The organism is Streptomyces sp. NPDC016851, from assembly GCF_055562795.1.
Window position 1 is genome coordinate 1 of record NZ_JBVHEP010000012.1, and the last position, 26870, is coordinate 26870.

Sequence of the window (26870 nt, forward strand, 5' to 3'; positions counted from 1 at the left end):
CTCAAGGAACGGTCGCTTCCTTTGTACTCACCCTCTCGGGCTTTCCTCCGGGCGCTTCCCTTCGGTCTTGCGTTTCCGACTCTATCAGATCTTTTTCTTCGATCTGACCCCCAGTCAGCGGGGTTCGTCTTCCCGGCCGCTGGGCCGTTCCGACGTGTCCAACCTTAGCGCGTTCTCTCGGCGTTTCCAAAATCGAAGCCAGTGCGGAGTCGATCAGGTCGTCGAGCCCCAATTCGAATTGAATTCGGGCACGCCGAAATCAATCCCGTTGGGAGCGATCTTGCTAGTGGTTGGGTGCCGCTCATGCGGCGGAAGTGCTGTCGCAGAACCGTTACGGCTCCGCGGCAACCCGAAGAACTTTACGGATCCGGGAGGGGGCTGTCAAGTGACCCCTGTCAAGATCTTTTGTGCGGGCGTCAGTCCAGGTCGGAGAGGCGGCCGCCGGCGTCAGGCTGGGCGTCTTCCACCCGGCGCAGGAGCCGGGTGAGGACCTCGCCGAGCGCGGTGCGCTCCTGCGGGGACAGGTCCTGGAGCAGGTCCTCCTCGAAGACCGACGCCAGGCGCATCGCCTCCAGCCACTTCTCACGACCTCCGCTGGTGAGTTCCACGATGACGCGGACCCTGTTGGATTCGTCCCGCTCCCGGGTGACCAGTCCTTCGCCGACCATGCGGTCGATCCTGTGGGTCATGGCGGCCGGGGTCAGGCCGAGGCGCTTGGCGAGGTCGCTCGGACCCAGTCGGTAGGGGGCGCCCGAGAGGACGAGGGCCTTCAGGACCTCCCACTCGGCGTTGCTGATGCCGAGGGCCGCGGTCTGACGACCGTAGGCGACGTTCATGCGGCGGTTCAGGCGGGACAGGGCCGAGACGATCTGCTCGACCTGGGGGTCGAGGTCCTGGAACTCGCGCTGGTACGCCGCGATCTGCTCTTCGAGGGTCGGCTCGCTGGGGCCGGGGGTGTCGCCCATGGGCGCAGTATGGCACGGCCGTTCTTTGCCTTGAAGTCCTTGGATATGTACTCTTTAGGTTCGAACTTTAGTTTCGAAGTCTTCACTCCTAACTAGTGAGAGAGGTGAACGTGACCAGGGCGATGGGCGCAGCGATGCGCCGGATCCACGTGGGCAACGCACTCAGCGCGTTCGGGCTCGGCTTCACCGTCCCGTATCTGTACGTCTATGTGGCGCAGGTGCGGGGGCTGGGAGCCATGACGGCGGGTCTCGTGCTCGCCGTCTTCGCTGTGGCGGCGCTGGTCGTGCTGCCGTTCGCCGGGCGGGCCATCGTCCGGCGTGGACCGTTGCCGGTGCTGCTCGCCGCCCTGGTCACCGCCGCCCTGGGGGCGCTGAGTCTGGGGGTCGCGAGCAGTGCGGCCGCCGTGCTGGTGTCGGCTGCCCTGCTGGGGGCCGGGCAGGCCGTGATGCAGCCGGCGCTGGCCACGATGATCGTGGACTGCTCGTCGGCGGAGACGCGGTCGCGGGCCTTCGCCATGCAGTTCTTCCTGCAGAACCTCGGGCTCGGGGTCGGTGGCCTCATCGGCGGGCATCTCGTCGACACATCGAGCGCCGCCTCCTTCACGCTGCTCTTCGCGATCGAGGCGGCGATGTTCATGCTGCTGGTCGTGGTGATGGCGACGGTGCGGGTGCCGCACGCGCCGCGGATCGAGGGCGCGCCCTTGACGTCGGGCCGGGGCAGCTGGAAGCAGTTGCTGGGCAACCGGGCCATGGTGCAGCTGTGCGTGCTGGGCTTCGTGCTGTTCTTCGCCTGCTACGGGCAGTTCGAGTCGGGGCTGAGCGCGTACGGGGTCGAGGCCGCCGGGATATCGACGTCGGCGCTGGGGACCGCCCTGGCGGCGAACACGCTGGTGATCGTCGTGGCGCAGTTCGCCGTGCTGCGGTTCGTGGAGCGGCGTCGGCGCTCGCGGGTGATCGCTGCTGTCGGGCTGATCTGGGCCGTGGCGTGGGCTGTCGCCGGGTACGCGGGGCTCGGGCACGGGAGCCAGGAGATGGCGACGGCAGCGTTCGTCTCGACGTACGCCTTGTTCGGGCTGGGTGAGGCGATGCTGTCGCCGACGGTCGCCCCGCTGGTCGCCGATCTGGCGCCGGAGGGGATGGCCGGGCAGTACAACTCCGCGTTCGCCCTGGTCAAGCAGCTCGCGCTGGCCGTCGGGCCGGCGGTGGGCGGGCCGCTGGGGGCCTCGCTGCACGCGCCGTACATCGTGGCGTTCCTGCTGTTCTCGCTGGGGATCACCGTTCTCGCCGTGCGGCTGGGGCGGCAGCTGACCGACGTACAGGATCAGCCGTGGCTCGCGAAGAGCCGGATCGTGGCGCGGGGTGACGCGTCCGTGTCGGCGGACGTGTGAGGCACCTGCGCCGTCGGCGTGCGCCCGGGCCGGGCTGTCCGGGTCAGGCCGATCGCGCCTCGGTCACGCGGAGCCGGTGGGCGGAGTGGACCGCGGCGAGCAGCGCGGCGAAGTAGATCGCCGCGGCGAGGACGGCCAGCTGCCACCACGGGACGCTCAGCACGAAGCCGGAGATCCGCGCCGCGAGGACGACGGTCGGGAGCACAGGGTCGTGCTGGCCGGACGTTCACATCCCCCCGCGTGGCAGGGCGAACTCGCACCACACCGCCTTGCCGCCGCCCGGGGTCCGGCGGCAGCCCCAGTTCGACGCGATCGTGGCGACGATGGCGATGCCGCGGCCCGATTCGTCGCCCGGTTCCGCGCGGCGGCGCCTGGGGAGGTGGTCGTCGCCGTCGGTGACCTCGATGATCAGGCGGCGGTCGGTGCGACGCAGGCGCAGGCGCATCGGCGGTGTGCCGTGCTGGAGGGAGTTGGCGACCAGTTCGCTGGTCGCCAGGACGCCCAGGTCGTGCAGGTCGGCGGGGAAGCGCCAGCTGGTCAGGACGCCGGAGGCGAAGGCACGCGCGCGGGGGGCCGCTTCCACGCCGCCCAGGAGATCCAGGGCGGCGTTGCGGAACAGCTCGCTCTCCGGGCCGGTGCGAGCCGGGTGCTGGAGGACCAGGACGGCCACGTCGTCGTCGTGGTCGGGGGTCACGCCGGCCGAGCGGACCAGGCGGTCGCAGACGACCTGGGGTGTGCCGGTGGCGCCGGCCAGGGCGCGTTCCAGGGCGGCGATGCCCTCGTCCAGGTCGGCGTCGCGGCGCTCCACCAGGCCGTCCGTGTAGAGGACGGCCGTGGAGCCGGGGCCGAGGGGGATCGAGCCCGAGGAGTGCATCCAGCCGCCGGTGCCGAGCGGCGGTCCTGTGGGTTCGTCGGCGCGCAGGACCGCGCCGTTCTCGTCGCGGACGAGGATGGGGAGGTGGCCCGCCGAGGCGTAGACCAGCTTGCCCTCGTTCGGGTCGTGGACCGCGTACGCGCACGTGGCGATCTGGTTGGCGTCGATCTCGGCGGCCAGGCCGTCCAGGAGCTGGAGGACCTCGTGCGGGGGCAGGTCGAGGCGGGCGTAGGCGCGGACCGCCGTGCGGAGCTGGCCCATGACCGCTGCCGCGCGGACGCCGCGGCCCATGACGTCGCCGATGACGAGGGCCGTGCGGCCGCCGCCCAGCGTGATGACGTCGTACCAGTCGCCGCCGACCGCGGCCTCCGTGCCGCCGGGGTGGTACGTGGCGGCGACGCGCAGGTCGTCGGGTTCTTCGAGCTCCTGGGGGAGCAGTGACCTCTGGAGGGTCACCGCCGTTTCGCGCTGGCGGCGTTCGCTGGCGCGCAGGCGTTCGGCCGCTTCGGCGTGGTCGGTGACGTCCGTGGCGAAGACGAGCACTCCGCGGCCGTCGCCGCCGCCCTTGCCGTCGCCCTGGGCGACGGGGGTGCAGGTGAAGGTGTAGGAGCGGCCGTCGGGGGCCTTGCGGGACTTGACCGTGCGGGGTTTGCCGCTGCGCTGGACCTGGTCCAGGAGGGGGAACAGGCCGAGGGCGTCCAGTTCGGGGAGGGCCTCGCGGGCGCGTTCGCCCAGGGGGCGTACGCCGAAGGCGCTGGTGTAGGCGTCGTTGACGTAGGCGATGCGGTGGTCGGGGCCGTGGACCAGGGCGACGAGGGACGGAACGCGGTCGAGGACCTCGCGCACCCGCAGTTCGTCGACGGCGGGTACGGACGGGGGCTCGTCGGTCAGTTGTTCGGCACGGGCGGCGGGTACGGAACCTTCCCCCCGCCGGTCCGGGGAGGCCGTCTGCTCGGTCCGCGCTGCGGCGCGGCGCTGCGTTCCGGGGAGCCGGGCGCTCCAGCGCGTGAAGTTCACGAATCCTTGCCTCGTGTAGTCGTCGGCGGCCGGCACCGGAACCGGCCGGGGCCCCGGGGGCCCGCACCGGGGCGAGGGGTGGCACGCCCGCGGTGGTGGACCAGTCTGGCAGTGAGCGGACCCGACCGGCATCCGTCAGACGCCGGGCCGGCCGGAGGAGTTCCTGGGTCCGGTCAGGACGACCCCTTCGGGTTCACCGGGGGGTCTTGAGAAGGCTTTCCACCGGCCGCGAGTTCGAACTCGGCCCGGGGGTGTTCGAGTGAACCCAGGGAGACGATCTCGCGTTTGAAGAGCCCGGCCAGGGTCCATTCGGCGAGTACGCGCGCCTTGCGGTTGAAGGTGGGCACGCGGCTGAGGTGGTAGGCGCGGTGCATGAACCAGGCCGGGTAGCCCTTGAGCTTGCGTCCGTAGACGTGGGCGACGCCCTTGTGCAGGCCGAGGGAGGCGACCGAGCCGGCGTAGGCGTGTTCGTACGTCTGAAGGGGCTCGCCGCGCAGGGTGCGCACGATGTTGTCGGCGAGGACCTTGGCCTGGCGCAGGGCGTGCTGGGCGTTGGGGGCGCATTCGCGGCCGGGTTCACCGGCCGTGACGTCGGGGACGGCGGCGGCGTCTCCGGCGGCCCACGCGTGCGTGGTGCCCTCGACGGCCAGTTCCGCCGTGCACGTGAGCCGTCCACGGTCGTTGCGGGGCAGGTCGGTGGCGGCCAGGACGGGGTGGGGTTTGACGCCGGCCGTCCAGACGACCGTACGGGTGGGGAAGCGGGCTCCGTCGCTGAGGACGGCGACCCGGTCCGCGCAGGACTCCAGGCGGGTCTGCAGGCGTACGTCGATGTTGCGGCGGCGCAGTTCGGTGACGGTGTAGCGGCTCATCTCCTCGCCGACCTCGGGCAGGATGCGGTCCGAGGCCTCGACGAGGATCCACTTCATGTCATCGGGCTGGACGTTGTGGTAGTAGCGCGCGGCGTAGCGGGCCATGTCCTCCAGTTCGCCGAGCGCCTCCACTCCGGCGAAGCCGCCGCCGACGAAGACGAAGGTGAGGGCCGCGTCGCGGATCGCGGGATCGCGGGTGGAGGAGGCGATGTCCATCTGCTCGATGACGTGGTTGCGCAGGCCGATGGCCTCTTCGACGGTCTTGAAGCCGATGCCGTGGTCGGCGAGGCCGGGGATCGGCAGGGTGCGTGAGACGGAGCCGGGGGCGAGGACGAGTTCGTCGTAGGTCAGCTGTTGCCCGCCCGTGCCCTCCTCCTCGGTGGCGAGGGTGGTGACGGTGGCAGTGCGCCCGGCGTGGTCGATGGCGGTGGCCTCGCCGATGAGGACGCGGCACCGGTCGAGGACGCGGCGCAGGGGTACGACGACGTGGCGGGGGGAGATGGCACCCGCGGCGGCCTCGGGGAGGAACGGCTGGTACGTCATGTATGGGTCGGGGGTGACGACCGTGATCTCCACCTCGCCCCGCTCCAGTTCCCGTTTCAGTCTGCGCTGGAGGCGCAGGGCCGTGTACATCCCGACGTAGCCACCACCGACAACGAGAATGCGCGCACGTTCCTTCACCATCCCATGACGCACCCGCCGCTTGCGTTTGTCCACAGCCTCGACGAATTGTGTGACCGGAGCGGGAGAGCGCGCGGAGTTGGCCGGAAAGGCAGGCTACGGGGGATACTCGCAGGTCAGATGGGGTGGTACAGGGGGCGCTCGGGGGCACATTCAGGACGTATGCGACCCGTACTCCGATCGGTGGGCGCTCCGTGCGGAACGTGCCCCTTCTGAATTGACTCCCTCTCAACTATGTTCGTGTGTCGACGGGGTGTAGGGGGATGCGCTCGCCGGATCCGCGACGGGCGGCCCGGGGACCCGGGCCAGTTCCTCCGTCCCGGCATCGTATGGCGGGGAGTGTCTCCGGGGGGAGACGTCATTACCGGGGGAATGCATATGCATGTTCAGGACTCTCATTGGTCGTCCGCGTCCGCTGTCGCAGCGGGTGGCGTGACGATGAGCGCGACGGCGGGCAACGGACGCGGGAACGGAGCGCGGACGACGCCGCTGCGCGTGGATGCACAGCGCAATCTGGAGCATGTGCTGCGGGCGGCGCGCGAGGTGTTCGGCGAGCTGGGATACGGCGCGCCGATGGAGGACGTGGCGCGACGCGCGCGAGTCGGCGTGGGCACGGTGTACCGGCGGTTCCCGAGCAAGGACGTCCTGGTGCGGCGGATAGCCGAGGAGGAGACCTCCCGGCTGACCGACCAGGCGCGTGCGGCGCTCGGACAGGAGGACGAGCCGTGGTCGGCGCTGTCGCGCTTCCTGCGGACGTCGGTGGCCTCCGGCGCCGGGCGGCTGCTGCCGCCGCAGGTGCTGCGGGTCTCGGTCGAGGAGGACCGTGCCGGTCAGGCGCGCGTGCCGCAGCAGCGGACGCAGCCGGGCCCGGGGGAGCTGCGGCTGGTGCCGGAGGAGCCGGTGGCGGTCGCCTCGATGCCGGCGTCGGCGGTCGCGGCGGAGGACGACGCCGGTGCGTCGGCGCTGCTCGAGGTCGTGGGTCAGCTCGTGGAGCGGGCGCGTGCGGCGGGTGAGCTGCGGGCGGACGTGTCGGTGTCGGACGTGCTGCTGGTGATCGCGACGGCGGCGCCCTCACTGCCGGACGCGGCACAGCAGGCGGCCGCGTCGGCCCGACTGCTGGACATCCTGCTGGAGGGACTGCGGTCGCGGCCGGCGTGAGCGGGGCGGTTGCCGGAACGGGCAGCCGGGATCGGCAGTCGTCAGGCGGCAGTGGTCAGTCGGCAGTCGGACTCTGCAGTCGGAGCGAGCGGAGCGATCGGGCGGTGTGGCCGGCTTGCCGGTCGGCTCGGCTGGACTGATCGACCTGGCTTGTCGGCTTGGCTCGTCGGCTCGACCGGTCGGCTTGGCTCGTCAGCTTGGCCGGCCGACTGATCCGGTCGGCCGTAACCGGCTGCCGGAAATCGGCGGGGCGGTCGGCCGGAGTGGTCGACCGGAACGGGCTGTCTGAACGGGCTGCCTGAACGGGGCGGAGCGACCGGCCGATGTCGTCGGCCTGCCGGTCGGCTGGTCTGGTCTGGTCGATCGACCCCGTGCATCGAACTCGTCGGCTCTGGCGGTCATGACCAGCCGCCGGATCGCGCCCGTCGCCTCCGAGCCCCGTTCGGGCGACAGGGGTTCATTCCCCGAATGAGTGACGGCTAGTACTGGCGTGCGGCAAATCCCCACGGATGAGTGATCGTCCGAACTCCGGGGTTCTGACGAAAAGCCAATATGGCACTCTGACCCGGTGGTCTGGACGTGTTGGCCGGCTGGCGGGGGCTTTCCGCGATGAGCGTTGACGGGCGGGACGAGTCGAGCGGTGACGGGGACGCCACAGCCGGCGGCCCGGTCCCGCCGCAGGTGCCGAGCCAGGGCGGACGCGCGGCCGTACCGCCGGGCGGGCGTCCCGCCGACGGCTCGGTCCCGCCACAGCGCGCCTGGCGTGAGGACAGCGTCCTGCCGCCGCCGCGCGAGCTGCCGCCCTCCGACGCCGATCTCATCGGCCGGATGCGCTCGGGCGACGACACGGCGTACGAGGAGCTGTTCCGGCGCCACGCGCAGGCCGTGCGCCGGTACGCCCGGACCTGCTGCCGTGACGCTCACACCGCCGACGACCTGACCGCCGAGGTCTTCGCCCGCATGCTCCAGGCGGTACGCGGGGGCTCCGGACCCGAGCACGCCGTACGCGCCTACCTGCTCACCTCCGTCCGGCGCGTCGCCGCCTCCTGGACGCGGTCGGCGCGGCGGGAGCAGCTCGTCGACGACTTCGCGGTGTTCGCCGCCCAGTCCGCACGCGGCTCCTACGTGTCCGACGACGACACGCTCGACCTGGGCGCGGACGTGCGGGCGATGCACGACGCCGAGCGCTCCATGGCCATGCGGGCCTTCCGGTCGCTGCCGGAGCGGTGGCAGGCCGTGCTGTGGCACACCGAGGTCGAGGACGAGTCGCCCAGCGAGGTCGCCACGCTCTTCGGGCTGGACGCCAACGGCACGCGCGTGCTCGCCAGCCGGGCCCGCGAGGGCCTTAAGCAGGCCTACCTCCAGGCCCACGTCAGCGCCACGCTCACCGCCGACGAGGAATGCGCGCGCTATGCCGACCAGCTCGGCACGTACGCCCGCGGGCGGCTGCGCACGCGTGCCGAGCGCGGGCTGCGCAAGCACCTGGAGGAGTGCGCGAAGTGCCGGCTCGCCGCGACGCAGATCGAGGAGGTCGCCGGCGGTATCCCCGCGGTGGTGCCGCTCGCGGTCATCGGCTGGTTCGGCGCCGCCGGGTACGCCAAGGCGGCCGGGCTCATCGCCGGCGGCGCGGGAGCGGGGGCGGCCGGAGCCGCGGGCGCGGCCGCCGCGGCGGGCGGGGGCTCGTCGGGCGGGTCGGCGGCGGGTGCCGGTTCGACCGGCGGGGCTGCGGGTGCCGGTTCGACCGGCGGGGCTGCGGGGGGCGGCTCGTCCGGTGGAGCCGGAGGCGGTGCGGCCTCCGAGGGGGTGGGCGCGCCGGTGAAGGCCGGTATCGCGGCCGGTGTGGTCGCCGTGGGCGTGGTGGCCGCGGTGGTGCTGGCGCTGTCCGGCAACGAGAAGCCGGAGGACGAGGCGAGGCCGGCTTCCACCCCGACCTCGCCGGTGGTCCGGCCCGCCGAGCCCACGCCCTCTCCTTCGCAGCGGGAACCCGGACCGGGGTCACCGGCGATCGTGCCCGCGCGGGCCGAGACGCCGGCGTCGGCACCGACCCCCAGGACCAGCCCGTCGTCCGCACCCTCCCCGGCCCCGACCCCGAAGCCCACCCCACCGCCCGCGCTTCCGAGGCCGACACCGCCCTCCAAGGCCACGCCCACGCCGACCCCGACCCCGCCCCCGACCGAGAGGCCGCCCGCCCCGGCCGTCTACCAGTGGAGCGAACTGTCGTACGACATCAGCGGTGACGGCACCGCGCCCGAGATGCGGATCGGCGAGAGCAGCTGGGTCTGGCAGCGGTACGGCCTGTCGGCCGGCGACCGGCGGTACACGCACGGCGTCACCGTGCACGGCCGCTCCTCCGTCACCATCGACCTCAACCGCTCCTGCTCCTCGTACGAGGCGCTCGTCGGGGTGGACGACATGGCGCTGAAGCTCGGCAAGGTGTACTTCTCCGTCTACGCCGACGGGGCCCGGCTGTGGCGGTCCGGGCTGGTGGAGGGCGGTGACGCTGCGGTTCCCGTCCAGGTGAACCTCACCGGCCGCAGCACCGTACGGCTGGTGGTGGAGCCGCACGGCGCCCTCGACAATCTGGCCCTGGCGGACTGGGCGGAGTCCAGGTTCACCTGCGGTTAGCGGCTTCTGGCCCGGTGGCGTAGGCACTCCGCGCCTTCTCCAGCTCGCGCAGGACGTCGTCCGCCGCGAGGGCCGCGCCCGCGGCGCGCTCCGACTCGCAGCGGGCAGGGCCCAGGGCGGCGCGCGCGGCTGCCCCGGTCCGTTCCACCTGGGCGTGCTCCGGCATGGGGCGGGGACGGCCGGCCCACCAGTGGTCACCGGCGCCGAGCAGCCGAGCAGCGCGCGGGAAGTCGCCGAGGTCGGCCAGCAGTCCCGCCGCGTTGTCCACGACCGCGGCCCGGACCGTGTCGGAGCACCGCTTGTCCACGGCCTCGTGAAGCGCGCCGGTCAGCTTGGCCAGGGCGGCCCCCGGGCCGGACTCGCTCGCCGTGACCACGGCGTCCACCAGATCCAGCAGCACCACGAACTGGGGCGGCGGCGTGCCGCGCGCAGCGTCCGCACGCGCCAGGTCGCACAGCTCGCGCGCCCGGGCGGTGTGCCCCTCCTCGGACGCCATGTGGGCCCGCAGCACCAGGACGAACGCCCTGGAGTCCGCCACGCCGTACCGGTCGGCCGCGGCGGTCGCCTCGTCCAGCCCGGCGAGCGCGGCCGGGCGGTCTCCCGCGCGGTAGGCGATCTCGGCGAGCCGGGCGATGAGGAACGGCGACTCGGCGTAGGCGCCCACCTCGTAGGCGAGCCGCAGCGCCTCCTCGTACTCCCCCTTGGCCTCCTCGAAGCGGCTGCGGGCCATGGCCGCCTCGCCGGCCGCGCCGCACACCTGGGCCCGCAGCCAGCGGTCACCGGCGCGGCGGCTGAGGATCCGCAGCTCCGCGAGGTCCTCGTCCACGCCGTCCAGGCCACCGGGTCCGTCGACGACCATGTGCGTACGGAACATCAGGGCGACGGCGGTCTCCCAGTCCCCGCCGTGCGCACGGCAGTTGGCGACGGCGGAGTCCATGACGGCCCTGAGGTCGCTGCGGTCGCCCAGGTAGGAGGAGACGATCGGGCAGACGATCCCCGGGATCCGGGCCGCCCGTGGGCCGCCTTCCCGGAAGTAGGCCCACACCCGCTCCACATACGGCCGCCGCTCGTCGACGAACGCCTGTATGGACCCGGCCTCGGTCATGAAGAACACATGCAGCACGCGCAGATCCATCCGCAGGGCGTGCAGCGGATGCCCCGCCTCCCCGTCCGGCGCGGCGAGGAAGTGGTCGACGGGATCGGGCAGACCCGGCTCGCCGCCGGACGGCACGAGCCCGGCGGAGGCGTCCCTCTCCACACCCAGCCGCAGGGTCCGGTCGAGCCACTGCAGCCCCTCGTGCCGGTAGTTGCGCAGCCACCAGAACCAGCCGATGGCCAGGACGATGGCGCCGGCCTCCTCCTCGTACCCGGCCGTCAGGGCCCGGTCGAGGGCCGCGCGGATGTTGTCGAGCTCGGTCTCCAGGCGGGAGACCCACGGCAGTTGCCCGGCGGAGCGCAGCAGCGGCTCTGCCTGCTGGACGAGGGCGCGCGCCCACGCCCGGTGCCGCCGCTCGGCCGCCGCACGCAGCTGCGGAGTCTCGGCTGCGCGCTCGACGGCGTACTCGTGGATGGTCTCCAGCAGCCGGTACCGCATGCCGACCGAGCCCTGCGAACCGTCCGGCTCGCAGGGTGCCGCGACGACGAGGGACTTGTCGACGAGGGCCCCGAGCAGCTCGGCGGCCGGTCCGGTGCACACGGCCTCCGCCGCGGCCAGGTCCCAGCCGCCCGCGAACACGGACACCTCGCACAGCACCGTCCGCTCGGCCTCGTCGAGCAGCTCCCACGACCAGTCGACGACGGCCCGCAGGGTCTGCTGGCGGGGCAGGACCGTACGGCTCCCGGAGGTGAGGAGGCGGAAGCGGTCGTCGAGCCGGTCGGCGATCTGGCGGGGCGTGAGCAGCCGGAGCCGGGCCGCGGCCAGCTCGATGGCGAGCGGAAGCCCGTCCAGGCGGCGGCAGATCTCCGCCACCGCCCGCTCGTCACGCAGCGCGGCGTCCGCGTCGGGACGGACGGCGGCGGCGCGCTCCGCGAACAGCCGGCGGGCGTGGTCCGGCGGCAGGGGCTCGACCGGACGCACCAGTTCACCGGGCACACCCAGGGGTTCACGGCTCGTGGCGAGGATCGTGAGCCCCGGGCAGCGGGTCAGCAGGGTCTCGGCGAGATGGGCGGCGGCGCCGATGACATGCTCGCAGTTGTCAAGGATCAGCAGGTGGCTGCGCGGCGCGCAGTACTCCACGAGCAGGGCGACGGGGTCGTCCTGCAGGGCCGTCAGCTCACTGGTCATCAGCACGGTCTCGCGCAGACCGAGCGCACTGACCACCGCTCCCGGCACCGCCTCCGGCCGGTCGAGCGGGGCGAGCTCGGCCAGCCACGCCTGCGGGAGCCCGGCGGCGGCTTCCTCGGCGAGACGGGTCTTTCCGGAGCCGCCCGGTCCGGTGAGGGTGACGAGGCGGGCCCTGTGCACGTCTGAACGGATGGCGTCGATCTCGGGTTCCCGGCCGACGAACGAGGTCAGGCGGGGACGGATGTTCCCGGTGCGCTCGGGCGGAGCGGGCGCCGGCTTCCCGCTCCTCGCGGCCGACGCGAGCAGCTCGGTGTGGAGGGCGCGGAGTTGCGGGCCGGGGTCGGTGCCGAGGCCCTCCGCGAGGGCGCGGCGGGCCGACTCGTACGCGGCGAGGGCGTCGGCCTCACGGCCGGTGTCGCGCAGGGCGCGGATGAGGAGGGCGTGCAGCGGCTCGTCGTACGGGTGTACGGCGGTCAGTTCCCGCAGTTCCGGTACGACGTCCAGGGCGCGGCCGAGCCGTAGGCGGGCCTCGGCCCGGGCCCGGGTCGCCTCCAGGCGCGCGGCCTCCGGGCGGGTGGCGGCGGTGCGGTCGGGGAGGTCGGCGAGGGCGGGGCCGCGCCAGAGGGCGAGGGCGTCGTCGAGGTGGCGTTCCGCCAGGGCGGGGGCGTCGGCGGCGAGGGCGTCGGTGCCGTGCTGGAGGAGCCGTTCGAAGACGAAGAGGTCGATGTCGTCCGGCGTGGCCGTGAGGCGGTAGCCGCCCGGGGCCGAGGTCACGGCGTCCTTGCCGAGGGCGCGGCGGAGGCGGCCGACGAGGGCCTGGAGCGCGGCGTGGGCGTCCTGGGGCGGGTCGTCCGTCCACACCTCGTCGATCAGCGTCTGGGGGGTGGTGACGCGGGAGGGGCGCAGGGCGAGGGCGGTGAGCAGGGCGCGGAGACGGGGGCCGCCTACGGGTACGGCTGTGCCGTGCTCGTCCTCTGCCGTGGTGATGCCCAGGATTCTGTACCGCACCGGGTCATTGTCGCCCGGGTGGGTGCGAGGACTGTGGGGTTTTCGGGGCCGGGTGTTTCCGAGGCCGGCGGGGATGGCGGGCGTGGCACGACTCGGCGCCAGGTGCCGGCGGCAGCTGAGCCCTAGGGGTTTCGCAGCCCGGCGTCGCGGGGTGCCGCTGCGCCCACCCGTGCCGCCCCAGCGGCACGACTGCCCGCAGCTAGGGCGGCCACGGCGGCCTGCGGCAGCTCAGCCGAGACGCGCCCGCACCCGCCGACGGCGAGAAGGGGACGTGTCGGGGGGTGTCCGCCCGCAGCGGTTGGCGCGTCAACGCCAGTCAGTCGGTACGCAACCCCATCGCGCCGTTCCGAGGACGGACACCCCCCGGCGCGGCCCCGACCCACCACCACCGCGAAGGCGCTACACGCGCCGCACCCCGGCGGCCCCCGCCCCCAACGCCCCCCGCTGCGGCGCGATCCCCGACGGTACAGCCCGCTGGCGGGCCGGGGTGCCCGTCCAGCAGGTGCCGCGTCGGGACAGCAGGCGGCGGAGCCACAGTTCCAGGGAGACGAGGTCGGCGAGTCCGTCCAGAGGGAGGGGTTCGCCCGCCGCCGCGGAGCGGAGGGCCTTGCGGACCACCCGGGCCTCGACAAGCCCAGCCTCCGCCAGCAGCGGCGTGTCGAACAGGGAGATCAGGGAGTCCGCCGCCACCCTCAGCCCCGTACGCGCCACGGCCGCCGCCGTCGCCTGGGTCGGGACGCCCCACCCGGGCGGCAGGTCCCGGACCCCGGCCCCTTCCAGCACCGTACGCAGGATCGCCGCCCGCGCCCCCGGCCGCACCCGCAACGCCTCGGGCAGCGCCCGCGCCGCGCGCACGACCTGGTTGTCGAGGAACGGCGCGTGCAGCCGCTGGAAGCGGACCTCCGCGGCTTGCTCCAGCACCCGCAGGTCCGCCGCATACCGCGCCAGCGCCGCACGCGCGCGGAAGTCACCCGGCCGCTGCCCCGGCCCCACCAGCTCCGACCGGTGCGTCGCCGCCTGAAGACGAACCGATACTTCAGCGAGCGCCTCACCGGTCAGCCAGCGCGCCGCCGGCCCGGGTCTCCCCCAGGTCAGCGCGGCGAGCGAGGCCTCCACCGCGCCCCCGGGCGCGTCCGGGCCGTCGTCCGTACGGTGCTCGAGCAGGAGCTCGGCCAGGGATTCGAGCCCCGTCCGGTACGGCGTACGGGACAGCCGTCGCGCCGCCGCGTACACGCGCGCGGGGACCAGCACCGAGCCGTCCGTCCTGGCCAGCGCCGCGACGGGCCGCACCAGGTGGCGCCGCTTGCGGTCCATCAGCAGGTCGGCCAGCCGCGCGGGATGGGCGTCCAGGACCTGCCGCGCACCGTAGCCCGTGAAGTGGTCCGCGCTGCCGGCCGCGAGCCGCGCCCGGTGCCGGGCCGCCGTCACCAGGGACGCGCCCGGCTCGTCGGTCAGCGGGCCCTCCAGGTCGGCGTACGGCAGGGTGTCCTCGCCACCGGCGACGACGACATGGTGCAGCCGCGGGTTGGCGGCCAGCGCGCCCGCCCGCTCCAACTCGGCCTCCCGCCCTCCGACGGCCAGGTCGTTGAACGTGACCGCCAGCAGCCGCTCCCCCGCGCCCGTGCCGTGCCCCAGCACCGTGCCCGGCCTCCCGGGCAGCCCCGCGGCCAGCAGCGCCAGCGTCCCCGAGGCGGGCCCGCCGGACAGGTCCGCCCCGATCCCCGGCACGGGCATCCCGCGCGCGGCACGCCGCTCGGCGGGCCCCATGCCGGGCACGGGCCCGGGGTCGATGTCCGCCCCGGGGACGTGCCGCGGCGCGGACAGCCGGGTCCGTACGGCCTCCACGAGCGCGTCGCGCACGGCGTCGACCGCACTGTCGGGGTCGGCCGTCGGCGCCGCCACCGCCAGCGAGGCGACCGGCTCGTACCCGGCGATCTCACGCGCCCCCGCGCGCAGGATCAGCGCATGCCCCGGCGGAATGCGCTTCACGCCGTCGTACGGCGTGGAGTCATGAAGCGCCGCGGGCACGTCAGGGGCGGCCAGCAGCGCGGCGAGGTGCCCGAAGTCGAGGTTGGCCTCGATGAGGTCGGCCAGCGGCAGCGCGGCCGTCGCGTACGCCGTGCCACCGGCCCAGGGGGTGTAGAACACCGGCCGCGCGCCCGCGAGATCGCCGCAGACGGTCACCCTCCGGCCGACCTGCACGATGGCCGTGTAACTCCCCGGCCAGGCGGTCAGATGCCGAAGTGCCCCGCCACGCGCGGCGAACAGCGCGACGCGCAACTGCTCGTCGGTGGCGCCGCAGATGCCGAGGACGGCGATGCGCGTCCGGTCGTCGGCCTTCACGACCCGCACTTCGTCGGGGCGCCAGTCACCGACCGCCCACAGCGGATCGGGATCGCCCCACAGGAGTTGGGAGCCCACCGGGTGCAGGGTCTCGCCGTCGGGTCCCGTGGCCCCCGCCGAGCCGGCAGCGACGGCTCCCGCGGCGGTGCTGCTCCATCCCACCAACCACCGCATCGCCGCCTCCACAGGCTGTGGACAACCAGTGCACCGTACGAACCGGTTCACCATGCTGCCATGAAGGAAGCGTTCCAGAGTGCGCCCGCGCCGCTTGCGCTCCGCCGAACGCGCCCCGGCGGAGCCACCCACGCCGCCCCGGACACCCCCGAACAACCCCGAACACCCCTGGGACGACAGCGAGAACGACAGCGAGGACGGCAGCGAAGACGGAAGGAGAAGACGGCGGCGGAGACGGCGGCGGAGACGGCAAGAACAGAAGGGACGGCCAGGAGGCAAGACACGTCAGCGACACGTCACCAGTACGACTGCGGCGCGAATGCGCCCCCGATACACGCCCCGAATACGCCCGACGCGCCCTCAACTACCGTGGTAGAAGGCCTGATACCCCATCATCGACGGGGTCGATTTTCAGCCAAATCCCCATCTCGTGCGCAGCGTCGAACACTCTCCGTACAGACCCTGCGGACCACCGCGCGGTCGCGCAGTCCGGGAGACGGAGCACGCCTCCCGGACCGTTCCGCCGCCCGCGGGGATGAAGGCGGCGGTGTCCCCCAGCCCACTGGATCCAGTACAGCGGGCCGACCCACGCAACGACCATGGAACCGCTCCCGCGATGGCCGGAGAAGAGCGCACGGACAGGCGCACGGCCACACACTGGGAGCACACCGCAACAGCCTGTATCTGAACCGCACTTCAGTACGGACCACAATCCCGCCAACCGGAACAATGCCCCTTAACGCTTGGGATGCGGCGAACTACGCTGGGTTTACGAATGCCGCGTGGTTATGCCAACGTCGGCAGCCGTCTGTGTCGAGGGGTGGCGCATGTCCAGGGAGCAACGCGGGCCGAACGAAAAACTCGGCGCCGTTCTCGCCCTCGCGGGAATCAGCAACGCAGGCCTCGCGCGGCGCGTCAACGATCTTGGCGCTCAGCGAGGACTGACGCTTCGCTATGACAAAACGTCGGTGGCGCGCTGGGTGTCGAAGGGCATGGTGCCGCAGGGTGCGGCGCCGCACCTCATCGCCGCCGCCATCGGCCAGAAACTCGGCCGCCCGGTGCCGCTCCACGAGATCGGCCTGGCGGACGCGGACCCCGCGCCCGAAGTCGGCCTCGCCTTCCCGCGGGACGTCGGACAGGCGGTGAAGTCCGCGACGGAGCTGTACCGTCTCGACCTCGCGGGCCGCCGCGCCGGCGGCGGCATCTGGCAGTCGCTGGCCGGATCGTTCGCGGTGAGCGCGTACGCGACGCCCGCCTCACGATGGCTGATAACCCCGGCCGACAGTTCGGTAGCGCGTGACGTGGGCCCCGGCGAGGACTCCGGCGCACCGCTCAAAGTCGGCCACAGTGATGTGCAGAAGCTGCGGGAGGCCGCCGAGGACGCGCGGCGCTGGGACTCCAAGTACGGCGGCGGCGACTGGCGTTCGTCGATGGTCCCCGAGTGCTTAAGGGTGGAGGCGGCTCCGCTGCTGCTCGGCTCCTACTCCGACGAGGTCGGCCGGGCCCTCTTCGGTGCCTCCGCCGAACTCACCCGGCTCGCGGGCTGGATGGCCTTCGACACGGGCCAGCAGGAAGCGGCCCAGCGCTACTACATCCAGGCCCTGCGCCTGGCCCGGGCGGCGGCGGACGTCCCCCTCGGGGGCTACGTCCTGGCCTCCATGTCCCTCCAGGCCACCTACCGAGGCTTCGGCGACGAGGGCGTGGACCTCGCCCAGGCGGCCCTCGAACGCAACCGCGGCCTGGCCACGGCCCGCACGATGAGCTTCTTCCGCCTCGTCGAGGCCCGGGCACACGCGCGTGCCGGTGACGCCCAGGCGGCCGGCGGCGCCCTGAAGGCGGCCGAGAGCTGGCTGGAGCGCGCCCGCCCCGGCGACAGCGACCCGAGCTGGCTCGGCTTCTACTCCTACGACCGTTTCTGCGCCGACGCCGCCGAGTGCTACCGCGACCTCAAGGCGCCCCGCCAGGTCCGCCGCTTCACGGAACAGGCCCTGTCGAAGCCCACCGAGGAGTTCGTCCGCTCGCACGGCCTGCGCCTGGTCGTCTCGGCGGTCGCCGAACTGGAGTCGGGAAACCTGGACGCGGCGTGCGAGCAGGGCGTGCGGGCGGTGGAGGTCGCCGGGCGCATCTCCTCGGCCCGCACCACCGAGTACGTCAAGGACCTCCTGCACCGGCTGGAGCCGTACGGCGACGAACCACGTGTGGTCGAGCTGCGCGAGCGCGCCCGGCCGCTGCTGATGGCTCCGGCATAGGCGGACAGGCATGCTGCCGTCCCCGCGTTTGAAGGCATTGTCAGTGGCGCAGTGCACTATCGAAGCGGGAGGTGGTGCAGGTGGCGCGGGTGCCGGAGATCGCGTACGACTGTGACGTGCTGGTGATCGGCGGGGGGATCGTCGGTCTGTCGACGGCGTACGCGATCACACGCGCCGCACCGGGCACACGGGTCACGGTCCTGGAGAAGGAACCGGGCCCGGCCCGGCACCAGACGGGCCGCAACAGCGGCGTCATCCACAGCGGCATCTATTACCGCCCCGGCTCCCTCAAGGCGCGCTACGCGGTGGGGGGCGCGGCGGAGATGGTCAAGTTCTGCGCCGAGTACGGCATCGCGCACGCGGTCACCGGCAAGCTGATCGTCGCGACCGACCGCGCGGAGCTGCCCCGCCTGCACGCCCTCGTGCAGCGCGGCCGGGAGAACGGCATTCCGGTCCGTGAACTGGGCGGATCCCAGATCGCGGAGTACGAGCCGGAGGTGCGGGGCCTGGCTGCGATACACGTCGGGACGACCGGCATCTGCGACTTCGTCGCGGTCGCCCGCCAGCTGGCCCACGGCTCGGGCGCGGAGATCCGCTACGGCACACGGGTCGTGCGCGTCGACCGCCGCCCCGAGCGGGGCGTCGCCGTGCTCACGGCCACCGGGGACGTCGTGCGCGGGCGGGTGCTGGTGAACTGCGCGGGCCTCCACAGCGACGAGATCGCCCGGCTGACCGGGGACGACCCGGACGTCCGGATCGTGCCCTTCCGGGGCGAGTACTACGAGCTGGCCCGGCCGGAGCTGGTGCGGGGCCTGGTGTACCCGGTCCCCGACCCGGCGTTCCCGTTCCTCGGAGTCCATCTCACGCGCGGGATCGACGGGGGTGTCCACATCGGGCCCAACGCGGTGCCGGCGCTGGCCCGCGAGGGGTACGGGTGGGGGACGGTCCGTGCGCGGGAGCTGGGGGCGACTCTCGCGTGGCCGGGCTCCTGGCGGATCGCCCGGCGGCACTGGCGGTACGGGGCGGGGGAGCTGCGGCGGTCGCTGTCCAAGGGGGCGTTCACGGAGGCGGTGCGGAGATTGCTGCCCGGGGTGTCCGAGGACGACCTGGTGCCGACGGCGGCGGGCGTCCGGGCGCAGGCGGTCCTGCGTGACGGCACGCTGGTGGACGACTTCCTGTTCCGCGAGGGCCCTCGCACGGTGCACGTGCTGAACGCGCCGTCTCCTGCGGCCACGGCGTCCTTGCCGATCGGCAGGGAGGTGGCGCGCAGGGCGTTGAGCGCGCTGTGAGGGGTTTCGAGGTGCTCGGCGTTGTCGCTGAGGCCGGGTGGGTCCGCAGCCCGGCGGAGCGGGGTGCCGCTGCGCCCACCCGTGCCGCCCCAGCGGCACGACTGCCCGCAGCGGCGGCCGACGGCAGCTGAGCCACCACGCACCCGCAGCCGCCGACGCACGGAAGGGGACGTGTCGGGGGATGTCCGCCCGCAGCGGTTGGCGCGTCAACGGACAGTCAGTCGGTACCCGACCCCATCGCGCCGTTCCGAGGACGGACACCCCCCGGCGCGGCCCCGACCCACCGCACCCCCGGTAGGCGCTACGCGCACCCCCACCGAACCGCCACAGGCCGCCGCAGGCACACCACCGCCCCGGCGACCACACCGCGGCCGTAAAATCGGTCTCACTGTGTCTGACTCCGTGAATACCCCCGAAGCCCCCCAGCCGCCCGCCCCCGGTGCCTCCATCCGGCACAGTCGCGGCAAGGGTGAGCCGCGTTTTCCCGATGGGCCGAAGGCCGATCCCGCCGGGTCGCACTTCGAGCGGCGGATCCGGAGTTTCCAGCCGCGGCGCAGCCGGGTCACAGCCGGCCAGGCGGACGCGCTTCAGCGGCTCTGGCCCAAGTGGGGCCTCGACATCGACGGCAGCCGAACCCTCGACCTGTCCGACCTGTTCGGCAACGACAACCCCGTCGTCCTGGAGATCGGCTTCGGCATGGGCGAAGCCACCGCCCAGATGGCCGCCGCCGACCCCACCACCAACATCCTCGCCGTCGACGTCCACACCCCCGGCCAGGGCAACCTGCTCAACCTCGCGGACCGGACCGGCCTGTCCAACGTCCGGGTCGGCAACGGCGACGCGATCATCCTCCTCCGCGAGATGCTCGCCCCGGACTCCCTCGACGGCCTGCGCGTCTACTTCCCCGACCCGTGGCCCAAGAAGCGGCACCACAAGCGCAGGATCATCCAGCCGGACTTCCTGACCCTCGCCGCGAGCCGCCTCAGGCCCGGCGCGATCGTGCACTGCGCCACCGACTGGGAACCGTACGCCGAACAGATGCTCGACGTACTCACGGCACACCCCGACTTCGAGAACACGCAGGCGGACGGCGGTTTCGCGCCCCGTCCCGACTTCCGCCCCCTGACCCGTTTCGAGGGCCAGGGACTGGACAAGGGACATGTCGTGAACGACCTCCTCTTCCGCCGCGTACAGCACGTGGACCAACCCCCCGCCGGCGCCTGACCGCACGGACCACACCCGTACCCGCGTCCCTTCCGCCTGCGGACAGCGCCCATCCGTCGTTAGGGTCAATGCCGTGGCCACCTGCCCCCCACACCCATACCCCCGTGGTCCCGTCGACGGCGCACCCGCCGCCGGCCACCTGCGGCACGCCCACTGGTGGCAACGCGCCTGGGTGCGCTACGGGGCGCTGACCACGCTCCTCGCGATATCCGGCCTCGTCATCCTGGCCCTGGTCCGCGAGGAGACCGGCACGGAAGGGTTCCTGGTCGGGCTGGGGCTGGCCACGCTCCCGGTGCCCCTGCTCATAGCCTCGTTCCGCTGGCTGGACCGGGTCGAACCGGGCCCCTGGCGGAATCTGCTGTTCTGCTTCGCCTGGGGCGCCTGCGCGGCGGCGCTGATAGCGATCGTCGCCAACAGCTTCGCGACCCGCTGGATAGCGACGGCCACGGCGGACCCCTCCAGCGCGGACACACTCGGCGCGACCGTCATAGCGCCGGTGGTCGAGGAGATCGCCAAGGCGGCGGCCGTCTTACTGGTCTTCCTCTTCCGACGCCGCGACTTCACCGGCATCCTCGACGGAGTCGTCACAGCCGGCGTCACCGCCACCGGCTTCGCGTTCACGGAGAACATCCTCTACCTGGGCACCGCCTTCGGCACCGACCAGCTCACCGGCGGCACCGGCATCGCCTCCGTCACGGCGGCGACCTTCTTCGTGCGCATCATCATGTCGCCGTTCGCGCACCCGCTCTTCACCGTCCTCACCGGCATCGGCTTCGGCGTCTCCGCGCTCGCGGCGGACCGCCAGCACATCCGCCGCGTCGCCTTCCCGCTCTCCGGACTGCTGCTCGCGATGGGCATGCACGCGATGTGGAACGGCTCGTCCTCGTTCGGCGAATACGGGTTCTTCGCCGTGTACGCGGCGTTCATGGTGCCCATCTTCGGGCTGCTGACATGGCTGGTGATCTGGACCCGGCAGCGGGAGCTGAAGACCGTACGGGCGGAGCTGCCCGCCTACGCCGTGGCCGGGTGGCTGTCTCCTGTCGAGCCCTACGCCCTCGGTTCCATGCAGGCCCGGCGGATCGCCCGCCAGTACGCCCGCCGCCACGCGGGCCGGGCGGCGGCACGGGAGGTCGCGCGCTACGAGGCGTACGCGACGTCCCTGGCGTTCCTCCGGCACCGGGGCCGCCGCGGCCGCGCCGGTGCCGACTTCGTCGCACGGGAACGGGAACTGCTGGACGAGCTGTGGCGCCGCCGCGAGACGGCCCGCCCCGCGCTGGACTACGCCGCCCGCATCACGGCCCCTCCGGTACCGGTGGCGGCCCCGCCGTGGCCGGTACACGGGGCGTACGGGTACGGCCATCCTGCGACACATACGCCGACACATACACATACGCCGACACATACGCCGACGCCGTACCCCACGTACGAGATGCCGACGCCGTACCCCTCGTACGAGATCCCGTACCCCGCGTACAACCCGTACCGGTCGTAGCCGCCCCCCCCAATCGGCCCCGGTCGGAACCCCTCAGGCCGAAGCCTCCGCGAGCCGCCCGACCTCCGCCTCCGTCAGCGTCAGCTCCCCGACCCCGATCAGCGCGGGCAGCTGCTCCACCGTCCGCGCGGACGCGATCGGCGCCACCACCGTCGGCTGGGCCGCGAGCCAGGCGAGGGCGACCGTGGCGACGGGGACGTCATGGGCCGCGGCGATCTCGTCGAGGGCGTCGAGGACCCGGCGGCCACGCTCGGTCTGAAGGTGCTGGGCGGCACCGCCCGCCCGCGCGCTGTCGACGCTGGTACCGGGCCGGTACTTGCCGGTCAGGAAGCCCGACGCGAGCGCGTAGTACGGGACGGCCGCCAGGCCGGTCCGCGCGGCGAGGTCCTGGAGCTCGCCCTCGTAGGTGTCGCGGGAGACCAGGTTGTAGTGGGGCTGGAGGGCGACGTACCGGGCGAGCCCCTCGCGGTCGGAGAACTCCAGGGAGGCCCGCAGCCGCTCCGCGGAGATGTTGGAGGCGGCGATGTGCCGCACCTTCCCGGCCGTCACGAGTTCGTCGAGCGCGCCGATGATCTCCTCCACCGGCACGTCGGGCTTGTCGTAGTGGGTGTAGTACAGGTCGATGTAGTCGGTGCCGAGGCGCCGCAGCGAGGCGTCGGCGGCGGCCTTGATGTTGGCGGCGGACAGGCCCTGGAACTCGGGGTGCTGGCTGACCTTCGTGGCGACGACGACGTCCGCGCGGTTGCCGCGCGACGTCAGCCACTTGCCGAGGACGGTCTCGGACTCTCCGCCCTGGTTGCCGTCCACCCACGCCGAGTAGACGTCGGCGGAGTCGACGAAGTTGCCGCCCGCGGCGGTGTACGCGTCGAGGACGGCGAACGACTGGGCCTCGTCCGCGGTCCAGCCGAAGACGTTGCCGCCGAGGGCGAGCGGGAAGACCTCGAGGTCGGAGGAGCCGAGCTTGCGAAGAGAAGTCATGCTCCGTGTCAACGGCCGTGCGGGGGAGGCTCATTCCACAGCGGACGCAAAACTCCCGTAAACGGCCCCGCACGAACCCCCCGCACGAAACCCCCGTACGAGACCCGCACGAGACCGCAAACGCCGCCGTCGCTCAGATGCTCAGGCCCTTGCCCCGCAGCCACGCGAGCGGGTCGATGCCGTTGCTGGAGCCACCGGTGTGGACCTCGAGGTGCAGATGCGCCCCGGTGACGTTGCCGGTCGCGCCCACGCGGCCGATGACGTCGCCCGTGCTGACCTTCTGGCCGACGCTGACGCCGATGGACGACTGGTGCGCGTACCAGATCTCCGTGCCGTCATCGAGGGTCAGGACCGTCTTGTAGCCGTAGGAGCCGTTCCAGCCCGCCTCGGTGATGGTGCCGCTGTGCACCGCCTTGATCGGCGTGCCCGTGGGGGCGGCGAAGTCGAGGCCGGTGTGGTAGCCGGAGGACCAGTAGGCGCCGGCCTGACCGAAGGTCGAGGTGATGGTGTACGCGGAGGTCGGCAGCGTGTACTGCTTGGCGAGGGCGGCGAGCCGCTCGGCCTCGGCCTTCTTCCGGGCCTCCTCCTCCGCCTTCCTCTTGGCTTCGGCGGCCTTGGCCTTGGCTTCCTTCTCGGCCTTGGCGGCGGCCTCCGCGGCCGCCTTCCGGGCGGCTTCGGCGGCGTCCTGCGCGGCCTTGGTCTCGATCTGTTCCTGCTGGTGCTCGACCTGCGCCATGATCCGGGCGCGCAGTGCCTCACCGGCGCCGGAGGTGCCCTGCTCGGTGTCGGCGGACGCCGTGGTGAGGTCGCTGAGCGGAGTGGCGGAGCCTTCGGGGGTGTCGTCGTCCGAGATGAGGGAACCCACCGAGGGCAGATCCGGGACGGAGATCGACACCGGCGGCTTGCCGGTCTGGGCGCTGGCCATGCCGCCCGCGCCCACGGCGGCTATGACGCCGACGCCGAGGACGGTGGAGCTGCGCGCGAGGCCTCCGCCGCGCTGCTTGGTGACGCGATGCCGGCCACGGATGGGGCGGATGGACTCCGCGGTGGGGTTCCATTCCTGGAACGGGCCCTCGTCGGTGTGGTGACCGCCGTAGCCGAAGGTTTCGGTGTCGCGCTGGTTCGGCGCGGACGGGGCCGCGGGGGCAGGCCGGTTGGACGCCACGTGGGCGTACTCCTTTCCTTCCTTCTCGCCTACCGGGTTAGCTGACGGGTTCGGAGCAGGAAGGTCTCCTACGCGCGTATACCGGCCGTGCTTCCACGGCGGCATCCGCTCGATTCACCCCAAGTGGTGGTTCCCCGGTTCCCTTTCAGGATTCGGCGCGTGCGCACGGAGCCGCCTTCTGTGACGGCTGGGACGACCGCGCTGCGTTATCGAACGTTAATAGACGCGCGGTGGGTATTCCAGCGATTCCGCTTGATCATTAACCTTTTTCGTGCGGACCAACCTGCCACGACCAGCCCAAAACGGGCGAGTTGACCACCACGCAAGTGACTCACGGGTTTTGACGGTGTGTCAGTTGTGATGCGGAGCGGCGTGCTTCACTCACCGACAGTAATGTCGGCGGTAATGGAGAACCCAGGAAAAAAACCGAGGGCCGGAACCCTTTCGGATTCCGGCCCTCGGCCTTCAGTAGCGGGGACAGGATTTGAACCTGCGACCTCTGGGTTATGAGCCCAGCGAGCTACCGAGCTGCTCCACCCCGCGTCGTTGTGACTCCAGTGTACGCCATCCGCGGGACCGCTCGCGCACACCCGGTGCTCAGCGGTCCGGGTCGCCCGCGTGGGTGAGGGTCTCCCAGGCGGTGAACAGGCCGTCGGTGCCGGCGGGCCGGGTGCGCACGGCCAGTGCGTGCGCGGCCGGGACGGACCGGCCGAGGCGGCCCTCCAGGTGGTTGAGGGCGACCTCCAGGTGCGGCCCGAGTCTCCCCTTGATCCGGCCGCCGCACAGCCACCCGGGCACGGAATCGCCCCGCTGGTGACGGGCGTGCAGGGCGAGCGCGGCCACCAGCCGGTCCTCGGCCTCGCCGTAGAGGTCGACGCCCTGGTGCCGGGCCGTCTCGGCGATGTGGGCGGTGGCGGCGAGCGAGACACCGACGTGCCGGAAGCTGCGGCAGGTCTCCTGGGCGACACCGTCCCGGTACGTGGCCTGCCCGGACCAGTACGCCGTCGTCCGCCGCGGCGTGGCGAGGCCGGAGCCGGGCACGGTGAGCGGAGCGGGGCCGTCCTTCTCCAGGTAGAAGTAGGCGGGCACGCGTTCCCGGAAGCGCTCCAGGGCGTGGCCGAAGGCCCGGTGGTCGTCGAGGAAGACGGCGATGGCGATGACCGCGTCGGTCGCCACCAGGTCCCAGCTCCCGGTGAAGTCCGGGTCGGTGACGGCGACTTCGGGGAGATGGGCCGTGCGCAGCATGCGCTCGAAGCGCCGCACGCGCTCGGCGGGCCAGCCGGCGCCCGGGGTGTGCCGCACGATCTCCGCGGCCCTGGCCCAGACCGACCCGGTCCAGCCGGCCTGCAACGGGGCGTTCTCTCCGGCATGCCGGCGCAGCGTGGCCGACCAGGCGTCCATGATCTGCCGGGCCTTCCCGGCGTGCCGCCGCTTGCCGGTGACGGTGAAGAGGAGGGCCTGGGTGTAGGCGGCCAGGGCGTCCGCGCGCTCCTCGGCACAGCCCCGGCCCTCCAGGTCACCGGCCGGGCAGACGACGGTCCCGTACGGCTCGGCCCGGTACCGGTACGAGCCGTACCTGCTGTCCCGCATGTCGAGGTACGCCTTCAGCCAGGGCTGCTTCCCGGCGGTGACGTGCTCGCGTACGGCGTCCAGCCGGTCCCTGTCGACGAGGACGCCGGGGTGGGTGAAGGGGGCGTCGGCGGGCAGGGCCGGGCCGTGGGCGGGAGTGTCCGCGTCGACCGCTCCGCACGAGGAGGCGAAGAGGGCGAGCGCGGTGAGCAGGAGCGCTGCCGTACGTCGTCTTCCCGCTGCCCGCATGCCCGCTGCCTCCGCGCTGTCGTACCGGCCCTGGAGGCAGCGTGACCCGTGAGGCGGCCGGGCCGCAGGATCTGTTGGGCCGATCGGCCCGCGCTCAGTGCGTCAGGTGGCGGTTCGGGGCCTTGGCGCGCTCCTCGTGCTCCGGGAGGACGAGGACCTCCACTCCCCCGGCCGCCAGCAGGCCGCTGCCGTCGGCGTCCGCCACGAAGGTGTCCGGCTCACGCCAGGCCGTGACCACGCGTCGTACGCCCGCGTCGAGGATCAGCCGGGCGCAGGGTGCGGGGCGGGAGGCCCGGCGGGCGCAGGGTTCCAGGCTGCTGTAGACCGTCGCGCCGGTGAGCCTGGGGTCGGCCGGGTCGAGCTTGGCCAGGGCCGCCTCCTCGGCGTGCACGAGCGGGTCGCCGCCCTCGCGGGAGTGGCCCCGGGCCAGTTCGGTGCCGTCGGCCGCGACGACCACCGCGCCGACGCTGAACGCCGTGTCCGACGGCGGGCACTGTGCGGCCAGTTCGCAGGCGAGGGCCAGCCAGCGGTGGTCGGCGGCGGCGGGCAGGGGGCCGGTGCCGGGGGCGGTCGGCTCGTAGCGCATGAGGACCACGTCCTCGATCCGCCGGGTCTCCAGCAGCCGGAGCCGGCCGGACTGGTAGCCGCCGGGCCCGAAGAGGCGGGGTGCCCCGGGGTCGCCCACGAAGAGCGGGGCGAGGACCAGCTGGAGTTCGTCGGCCAGGCCCTGGGTGAGGAGCTGGGTGTGGATCAGGCCGCCGCCCTCGACCATGAGACGTCGTACGCCCCGGACGTCGTGCAGGTGGGTGAGGAGCCGCCGCCAGTCGAGGTCGGCGCCGAGCGGGACGACGTCGGTGGCGTCGGCGGCATCGGTGCCATCGGCAGTGGCGAGGCCGAGGGCACGGGCGCGTTCGGCGCCCTTGTCGGTGGTGTAGAGGACCTTCCGGCCGCCGGTGTGCCAGAACCGCGCCGCCGGGTCGAGGTCGCCGGAGCCGCTGACCGTGACCTTGAGGGGGTACTCCGGCAGGCCGGCTGCCACCCGAGCGGCGCGCCGCTCGGGTGAGTTGACCAGCAGGCGCGGGTTGTCGGCGCGGACGGTGCCGGCGCCGATCAGGATCGCGTCGACGGACGCCCGGACCTCGTCGACCCGGTCGAAGTCGGCCGGGCTGGACAGGAGCAGGCGTTCGGGGCCGGTGTCGTCCAGGTAGCCGTCGAGGGAGACGGCGGCGGACAGCAGGACGTACGGGTGGGGCATCGAAGCTCCCGGCT

General features: G+C 73.0%; 17 protein-coding genes, 1 tRNA gene and 1 riboswitch. Of the genes, 7 read left to right on the forward strand and 11 right to left on the reverse strand.

Annotation, left to right across the window (positions count from 1 at the left end; genetic code table 11):
• Positions 1-416: 416 nt before the first annotated feature.
• Positions 417-965: a MarR family winged helix-turn-helix transcriptional regulator gene (locus tag ACZ3I3_RS20305; protein ID WP_399415695.1), complete on the reverse strand. Its 549-nt coding sequence runs from the start codon at positions 963-965 to the stop codon at positions 417-419.
• Between the two features lie 122 nt (positions 966-1087).
• Here ACZ3I3_RS20305 and ACZ3I3_RS20310 point away from each other — a divergent pair, with 122 nt between their 5' ends.
• Complete coding sequence (locus ACZ3I3_RS20310; RefSeq protein ID WP_467367308.1) at positions 1088-2353, forward strand: MFS transporter; 1266 nt, start codon at positions 1088-1090, stop codon at positions 2351-2353.
• Positions 2354-2396: 43 nt separating this feature from the next.
• Here the strand turns inward: ACZ3I3_RS20310 and ACZ3I3_RS20315 are convergent, their stop codons facing one another.
• The 3 genes from ACZ3I3_RS20315 to ACZ3I3_RS20325 all read right to left on the reverse strand — a co-directional run bounded on the left by ACZ3I3_RS20315 (position 2397) and on the right by ACZ3I3_RS20325 (position 5797).
• Positions 2397-2558 (reverse strand): hypothetical protein, encoded by a 162-nt coding sequence (locus ACZ3I3_RS20315; protein ID WP_467366950.1) that lies wholly within the window; start codon positions 2556-2558, stop codon positions 2397-2399.
• Between the two features lie 21 nt (positions 2559-2579).
• Positions 2580-4244, reverse strand: a complete 1665-nt coding sequence (locus ACZ3I3_RS20320) for an ATP-binding SpoIIE family protein phosphatase (RefSeq protein ID WP_467366952.1) — start codon at positions 4242-4244, stop codon at positions 2580-2582.
• A gap of 173 nt (positions 4245-4417) precedes the next feature.
• Positions 4418-5797, reverse strand: a complete 1380-nt coding sequence (locus ACZ3I3_RS20325; protein WP_467366954.1) for an NAD(P)/FAD-dependent oxidoreductase — start codon at positions 5795-5797, stop codon at positions 4418-4420.
• A gap of 375 nt (positions 5798-6172) precedes the next feature.
• Between ACZ3I3_RS20325 and ACZ3I3_RS20330 the strand changes: the two genes are divergently transcribed.
• Together ACZ3I3_RS20330 and ACZ3I3_RS20335 are read left to right on the forward strand one after the other, a co-directional pair.
• Positions 6173-6952, forward strand: a complete 780-nt coding sequence (locus ACZ3I3_RS20330) for a TetR/AcrR family transcriptional regulator (protein WP_467366956.1) — start codon at positions 6173-6175, stop codon at positions 6950-6952.
• Positions 6953-7561: 609 nt separating this feature from the next.
• A complete protein-coding gene (locus ACZ3I3_RS20335) occupies positions 7562-9577 on the forward strand; it encodes a sigma-70 family RNA polymerase sigma factor (protein ID WP_467366958.1) in 2016 nt (671 codons plus the stop codon).
• Here ACZ3I3_RS20335 and ACZ3I3_RS20340 read toward each other — a convergent pair.
• Together ACZ3I3_RS20340 and ACZ3I3_RS20345 are read right to left on the reverse strand one after the other, a co-directional pair.
• Positions 9564-12869: an AfsR/SARP family transcriptional regulator gene (locus ACZ3I3_RS20340; RefSeq protein ID WP_467366960.1), complete on the reverse strand. Its 3306-nt coding sequence runs from the start codon at positions 12867-12869 to the stop codon at positions 9564-9566. The two genes, ACZ3I3_RS20335 and ACZ3I3_RS20340, sit on opposite strands and share 14 nt — an antisense overlap.
• A gap of 399 nt (positions 12870-13268) precedes the next feature.
• Complete coding sequence (locus ACZ3I3_RS20345; protein WP_467366962.1) at positions 13269-15386, reverse strand: asparagine synthase-related protein; 2118 nt, start codon at positions 15384-15386, stop codon at positions 13269-13271.
• An 827-nt stretch (positions 15387-16213) separates the two neighbouring features.
• Here ACZ3I3_RS20345 and ACZ3I3_RS20350 point away from each other — a divergent pair.
• The 4 genes from ACZ3I3_RS20350 to ACZ3I3_RS20365 all read left to right on the forward strand — a co-directional run bounded on the left by ACZ3I3_RS20350 (position 16214) and on the right by ACZ3I3_RS20365 (position 21640).
• Positions 16214-17635 (forward strand): MFS transporter, encoded by a 1422-nt coding sequence (locus ACZ3I3_RS20350; protein WP_467366964.1) that lies wholly within the window; start codon positions 16214-16216, stop codon positions 17633-17635.
• Positions 17636-17724: 89 nt separating this feature from the next.
• On the forward strand, positions 17725-18924 hold the full coding sequence (gene lhgO, locus ACZ3I3_RS20355) for an L-2-hydroxyglutarate oxidase (RefSeq protein ID WP_467366966.1): 1200 nt from the start codon (positions 17725-17727) through the stop codon (positions 18922-18924).
• Positions 18925-19314: 390 nt separating this feature from the next.
• Positions 19315-20148: a tRNA (guanosine(46)-N7)-methyltransferase TrmB gene (trmB, locus tag ACZ3I3_RS20360; RefSeq protein WP_467366968.1), complete on the forward strand. Its 834-nt coding sequence runs from the start codon at positions 19315-19317 to the stop codon at positions 20146-20148.
• A 73-nt stretch (positions 20149-20221) separates the two neighbouring features.
• On the forward strand, positions 20222-21640 hold the full coding sequence (locus ACZ3I3_RS20365; RefSeq protein WP_467366970.1) for a PrsW family intramembrane metalloprotease: 1419 nt from the start codon (positions 20222-20224) through the stop codon (positions 21638-21640).
• 33 nt (positions 21641-21673) lie between these two features.
• Here the strand turns inward: ACZ3I3_RS20365 and ACZ3I3_RS20370 are convergent, their stop codons facing one another.
• The 5 genes from ACZ3I3_RS20370 to ACZ3I3_RS20390 form a co-directional block, all read right to left on the reverse strand.
• Positions 21674-22618, reverse strand: a complete 945-nt coding sequence (locus ACZ3I3_RS20370; protein ID WP_467366972.1) for an aldo/keto reductase — start codon at positions 22616-22618, stop codon at positions 21674-21676.
• Positions 22619-22751: 133 nt separating this feature from the next.
• On the reverse strand, positions 22752-23783 hold the full coding sequence (locus ACZ3I3_RS20375) for a M23 family metallopeptidase (RefSeq protein WP_467366974.1): 1032 nt from the start codon (positions 23781-23783) through the stop codon (positions 22752-22754).
• An 11-nt stretch (positions 23784-23794) separates the two neighbouring features.
• A riboswitch (cyclic di-AMP (ydaO/yuaA leader) is annotated at positions 23795-23951 on the reverse strand.
• A gap of 301 nt (positions 23952-24252) precedes the next feature.
• Positions 24253-24326, reverse strand: a tRNA-Met gene (locus ACZ3I3_RS20380).
• Between the two features lie 54 nt (positions 24327-24380).
• The gene (locus tag ACZ3I3_RS20385) at positions 24381-25601 is read right to left on the reverse strand and encodes an alginate lyase family protein (RefSeq protein WP_467366976.1); all 1221 of its coding nucleotides are present in this window, start codon (positions 25599-25601) and stop codon (positions 24381-24383) included.
• A gap of 94 nt (positions 25602-25695) precedes the next feature.
• On the reverse strand, positions 25696-26856 hold the full coding sequence (locus tag ACZ3I3_RS20390; RefSeq protein WP_467366978.1) for a dihydrofolate reductase family protein: 1161 nt from the start codon (positions 26854-26856) through the stop codon (positions 25696-25698).
• Positions 26857-26870: the final 14 nt, after the last annotated feature.

What these genes read in the sequence shown, in the direction of transcription:
- ACZ3I3_RS20305 (WP_399415695.1), bottom strand. Translation starts at nt 965, where the DNA reads ATGGGCGACACCCCCGGCCCCAGCGAGCCGACCCTCGAAGAGCAGATC.
- ACZ3I3_RS20310 (WP_467367308.1), top strand. Translation starts at nt 1,088, where the DNA reads ATGGGCGCAGCGATGCGCCGGATCCACGTGGGCAACGCACTCAGCGCG.
- ACZ3I3_RS20325 (WP_467366954.1), bottom strand. Translation starts at nt 5,797, where the DNA reads ATGGTGAAGGAACGTGCGCGCATTCTCGTTGTCGGTGGTGGCTACGTC.
- ACZ3I3_RS20330 (WP_467366956.1), top strand. Translation starts at nt 6,173, where the DNA reads ATGCATGTTCAGGACTCTCATTGGTCGTCCGCGTCCGCTGTCGCAGCG.
- ACZ3I3_RS20335 (WP_467366958.1), top strand. Translation starts at nt 7,562, where the DNA reads ATGAGCGTTGACGGGCGGGACGAGTCGAGCGGTGACGGGGACGCCACA.
- ACZ3I3_RS20345 (WP_467366962.1), bottom strand. Translation starts at nt 15,386, where the DNA reads ATGCGGTGGTTGGTGGGATGGAGCAGCACCGCCGCGGGAGCCGTCGCT.
- ACZ3I3_RS20350 (WP_467366964.1), top strand. Translation starts at nt 16,214, where the DNA reads ATGTCCAGGGAGCAACGCGGGCCGAACGAAAAACTCGGCGCCGTTCTC.
- ACZ3I3_RS20370 (WP_467366972.1), bottom strand. Translation starts at nt 22,618, where the DNA reads ATGACTTCTCTTCGCAAGCTCGGCTCCTCCGACCTCGAGGTCTTCCCG.
- ACZ3I3_RS20385 (WP_467366976.1), bottom strand. Translation starts at nt 25,601, where the DNA reads ATGCGGGCAGCGGGAAGACGACGTACGGCAGCGCTCCTGCTCACCGCG.
- ACZ3I3_RS20390 (WP_467366978.1), bottom strand. Translation starts at nt 26,856, where the DNA reads ATGCCCCACCCGTACGTCCTGCTGTCCGCCGCCGTCTCCCTCGACGGC.